The 4,780-nt window shown below is 52.4% G+C and carries 5 protein-coding genes; 4 read left to right on the top strand and 1 reads right to left on the bottom strand.

Going from position 1 to position 4,780, the window contains the following annotated elements:
* Positions 1-30: 30 nt before the first annotated feature.
* The gene (locus QVO99_RS04165) at positions 31-1,980 is read right to left on the bottom strand and encodes an alkaline phosphatase family protein (RefSeq protein ID WP_288176953.1); all 1,950 of its coding nucleotides are present in this window, start codon (positions 1,978-1,980) and stop codon (positions 31-33) included.
* 236 nt (positions 1,981-2,216) lie between these two features.
* Here QVO99_RS04165 and QVO99_RS04160 point away from each other — a divergent pair, with 236 nt between their 5' ends.
* The 4 genes from QVO99_RS04160 to QVO99_RS04145 form a co-directional block, all read left to right on the top strand.
* Positions 2,217-2,945: a lipopolysaccharide kinase InaA family protein gene (locus QVO99_RS04160; RefSeq protein WP_022316339.1), complete on the top strand. Its 729-nt coding sequence runs from the start codon at positions 2,217-2,219 to the stop codon at positions 2,943-2,945.
* 71 nt (positions 2,946-3,016) lie between these two features.
* Positions 3,017-3,631, top strand: coding sequence for a DUF4294 domain-containing protein (locus QVO99_RS04155; RefSeq protein ID WP_308008527.1), 615 nt, complete (start codon positions 3,017-3,019; stop codon positions 3,629-3,631).
* A 70-nt stretch (positions 3,632-3,701) separates the two neighbouring features.
* Positions 3,702-4,448: a glycosyltransferase family 2 protein gene (locus QVO99_RS04150; RefSeq protein ID WP_022316337.1), complete on the top strand. Its 747-nt coding sequence runs from the start codon at positions 3,702-3,704 to the stop codon at positions 4,446-4,448.
* A gap of 112 nt (positions 4,449-4,560) precedes the next feature.
* Positions 4,561-4,780: hypothetical protein (locus QVO99_RS04145; protein ID WP_288176952.1), on the top strand; the 220-nt coding region annotated here is incomplete at its 3' end.

Below are 4,780 nucleotides of genomic sequence, written 5' to 3'. Positions count from 1 at the left end.
CAGAATGGGTTTATCCAGGTGAGTAATTACCTACTGCTGCCGTTTCAACACGAACTGTGCCGTCTGTATCATCGAGAAGACATAGCGCTGGAGTGGCTTGAAGGCAGAGGTCATAGAAGTCTCATGCAGGGTGCCACGGGCATCCTCCACATAGCAGAAGTTCTTCTGCATCTTAGGATTGTACACATAGACACGCTTGCCGTCGCGGGCGATAATCTGATTGTCGGCAGAATAGAACACCATAGGACGGGACGTATGCAGGAGGTCCTGTCCGAAACCGTCATACTCATACCCCATATTGAGCAGCGAGAGCAGCGTAGGCATCACATCCACCTGCTGGGCGAGTCCGTCGTAGCGCATCGTGGGCACACCGGGACCGAACATGATGAGCGGTATGTGGTTGTAGGATTCCGGAGCCTCGGTGGTAGCCTTGCCCACGAGTTTGCCGTGGTCTGCCATTATCACGAAGATAGTGTTCTTATACCATGGTTCGTGCGACGCCTTGCGCAGGAAGTCGCCCACCGCCCAGTCGGCATATTCCACAATCTGCGTCTCTGGGTCATGCGTCTTGGGTTTGAAGAACGAAGGTATCACGTATGGCGGATGGTTGCTGATGGTGAGGAGAGTGGCAAGAAACGGTTTGCCACTCTTGGCACGGCTGTTGATGGTGCCCAGGGCATAGTCGAAGAGGAAATGGTCTGACACTCCGAAGCTGTTCACTATTTCCTTCTTAGGATAATTCTCCTGCGAGTAAATCTCATCGTAGCCGTTGGTGGTGAAAAACGCCTTCATGTTGTCATACTGTGCCTCGTGGGTCATGAAGAACATATTGTGGTAGCCATACTTCTTGAGCACTGTTGGCACTCCCTTGCGGTGTGGCGTCACCGTGCCCTTCATCAGATTGCGGAACATGAGCGCTGGAAAAGAGTATAAGGATGCTGTCATACCGTGGTTGGTATGTATTCCGGCACTATAGCAACGGGTGAAGGCGAGGGAATGGTTGTAGAGCGAATCGAGATTCGGCGTGAGGCGCTGCTGCTGTCCGAAGGTCTGCATCAGGCTCGCCGACATCGACTCCATGAGTATCACCACCACGTTGCAGCGGCGCGGTTCGCCCACGGCAGCCACCTCACGGCGCATCACGCAGCTGCTGTCCACCGCTCCCGTTATGCCCAGCGACTGGCGGGCAAGACCCACTGCCTCGGCATAGGGCATTAGATGCAGGTCGCGGTTCTCCTTGCGCATGTCGTCGAGAGCACTGGTAAGGAGGTTGAAGGCGGGGTTGATGCCGAGCTGGTTGAGAAACGGGTCGTCGCAATAGTATGCCTGACTGATTTTAATGGGGTTGTAGCCCATACGGCCCCTGATGCCGAAGAGGCAGAGGAGCACCACACATACTGAGACGATGAAGCGCAGCGCCACCGGCAACACGAAGCGGTCGTCCCTGCGGCAGCGGTCTATCCGTATGTCGAAATAGCGGCGCATATATATCATCGCCACGATATATGCGGCGAGGAAGACGAAATAGAGGAAGATGTGGAGGATATACGATTTCTCCTGAAATACCATGCCTGCTGTGGTGGCGGCATAGCCGAACCATTCGAAGATGGAGGAGTTGATATTCTTGAAGAAATACTCGAAATAGGGTGTGTTTGCCGCCGATGCCATGAACACGATGGCTGAGAACACGAAATACCAATAGCACACTCCCTTGCGCAGCTTCTTTCCGGCATATCCGAAGGCGGCGGCAAGGAGGGTCACGGCGAGAGGAAGCACCGAAATGTAGCATGCCACCACATTGTCAAACCACACGCCCTTGACGAATGCCGTGACGACACTCGCCCCATGGTCGGTTATCATCCCATGGAGACACGACAGCTCCACCAATCTGAATACTGTGAGAACTACCAACATCAAGGCATGGACACTGACCAGCCATGCCAACGACAAGAAAAACTGCTTGCTTCTATTCATTTTCATTCTTATGATTATCCCCCTTCTTCTTGGGGCGCATTTGTATCGGTTGACACCATGATACTCAGGTATTTATGCCTGTAGCCCGCGGCAGACAGCCCCAATATCGTCAATTACGCTGCAAAATTAGTTATTTCAGAACAATTTAAGCGGCATAAGTATAAAAATATGTACCTTTGCAGCGTATGTACCCATCTGCAAGCCCGGAAAAGGCAGCAGACGTTCCACCACTAAAAGATAGCATGAAGACAGTAATAGCCGAACGATACAAGAAATATTCTGATTACATCAACAGCATACCGTCGCTGTTCAGCACAAACACGGGAGAGGTGCTGAAAGACAAGCGAAACAGTGTGAGACGTCTCGAACACGACGGTCTGACATTCATTGCCAAGCGATACAAACGGGTGAATTGGATCCAAAGCATCATATACACACACTTCCGCAGGACAAAGGCGAAGAGGGCATTCCTGTTTGCCGACGAGTTCAGAAAGCGTGGAGTCAGTTCGCCGCGCGCCGTGGCTTACATGGAGGAATATGAGCACGGCAGATTCACCGTGGGATATTTCGTATACGAGGAGAGCAAGGGCAAGGAGGTGTTCCAGGAACTGGTGAACAAGGAGGACTTCGACCGCAAGCTCACCGATGCCGTGATTGACTATATCGTGCTGATGCACAGTCACGGAGTGTTGCACGGCGACCTGAACTCGGCAAACTTCCTCTATACTACCGATGGCGACGGCAATTACCACTTCGACATGATAGACACCAACCGGTCGCATTTCTGCGACGGATGGCCCAGCGACAAGCAATGTCTTGAAAACCTGAAGCGCTTCACTCACCGGCGCGACCTCTACGAATATGTGGTGCGCGGATATGCCAGGCGCAGGGGATGGGACGAAGAAGAGACTGTAAGAAAGGCTGTGGCACTGCTCGACAAGTTTGAGAACAGAAAGAAGCTGCGCCTCTGAAAAAACATAATATCTTTTGCGCAATGATGAGGAACAGACCATACTTCATATTATTGGCTATAATGGTCATGATGCTCACGCTGACAACGGCGAGGGCGCAGAACCCCGTGTTCGGCAACGACACGAAACCGGAAGACCGCGAGGTGGATATGGACAACCCTACCTTCGTGCCGATGGTGAAGGTGGGAAAGGTGCTACACGGAAAGGACAGCATACAATATGTGGAACTGAACAACGTGTACGTGTATCCGCCACAGGTGTTCAAGACTCCAAAGCAACGGCAGAGATACAACCGCCTGGTTTACAACGTGAAGAAGGTGCTGCCGATAGCCAAGGAGGTGAACCATATCATCATAGAGACATACGAATATCTGCAGACGCTGCCCAACAAGAAGGCGAAGGACCAGCACATGAAGCTCGTGGAGGCATGTATCAAGAAGGAATACACGCCGAGGATGAAGAAGCTGACGCTGACGCAGGGAAAGCTGCTCATAAAACTGGTATACAGAGAGTGCAACTCGTCGTCGTACCAGCTGGTAAAGGCATTCCTCGGTCCGATAAGGGCAGGATTCTATCAGGCTTTCGCATGGACATTCGGTGCGAGCCTCACGAAGAAATACGACCCTGAGGGCGACGACAAGGAGACGGAACGGGTGGCGAGACTCGTGGAGAGCGGACAGTTGTAACGCTGAGACAGAGAGACAACTGGGTAGAAGCCCCATCTACAATATAACACGCAAAAGACAAGAACGCAAAATGCAGCAAGCATCAAAGACAGAAAACAACTTGCCGAAGGTGTCGATAGTGACCGTTACATTCAACGCCGGACCACTGCTGGAGAAGACTCTCGGCAACCTGCAGATGCAGGACTATCCCAACAAGGAGATTGTGGTGGTGGACGGAAAGTCTACCGACGACACCATCATCACGATAAAGCGATACGCCCATTCGGGAACGATAACGACATGGGTGAGCGAACCTGACCGCGGCATCTACGATGCCATGAACAAGGGCGTGGGAATGGCAACGGGAGAATGGGTGATATTCATGAACGCCGGCGACGTGTTCGCCGCCGATGATGTGTTGCGACGCGTATTCTGCCAGCCTCTTGCCGACGCCGACGTGGTGTATGGCGACGTGGTGAAAGACGGCAACGTGAAGAAAGCTCCCGAGAGCTATTATCTCTACCATCGCATGATATTCTGCCACCAGTGCGTGTTCACACGCCGCGACAGCCTCATCAGCACTCCTTTCGACATCAAGCACAGGTTGTCTGCCGACTTCAAATCCTTCATAGAACTCTATCAGAAGGGGGCGCGCTTCAGATACGTGAATCTGCCGATAGCGATATTCGACACGGGAGGTGTGTCGAACAGCCACCGGTCGAAGGGACTGCGCGACAACATCAGCGTGGTGTGGGAGACGATTCCCATGCCGCAGCGACTGAAATTCATCATGCGCCTCGGAGTGCCCTATCTGATGTGCAGGCTGAGAGGGAAATGAAGTATTACGAGTTGACAAGTTGACGAGGAGACGAGGAGATTAGTTAGACGAGTTGACGAGCGGCATATCGGAGACATGCAAAACAAACAATAAACAAAATTCTACCATTCTTATGCTTAACGACCCTACATATCTGAAAATATTTATGGCATTCATCGGAATGATCATCACCTTCGCCATCTGCTGCGGCATATACTACGGATGCAACGCCGGAATGAGCCACAGCGCACGCGGACAGCAGACAAGACGCTTCGCCCTGTCGTCGCTGATGGTATGGATTCCGCTCGCCATAATAGGCGTCAGACCGAATCTGCCCGTCGTCATGGCGGCTG

The sequence above is a fragment of the Prevotella sp. CAG:592 genome (assembly GCF_000436015.1).
Taxonomy (GTDB): domain Bacteria; phylum Bacteroidota; class Bacteroidia; order Bacteroidales; family Bacteroidaceae; genus Prevotella; species Prevotella pectinovora.
The sequence above is the reverse complement of the archived record's forward strand: the minus strand, read 5'-3'. Positions and strand labels throughout refer to the sequence as shown.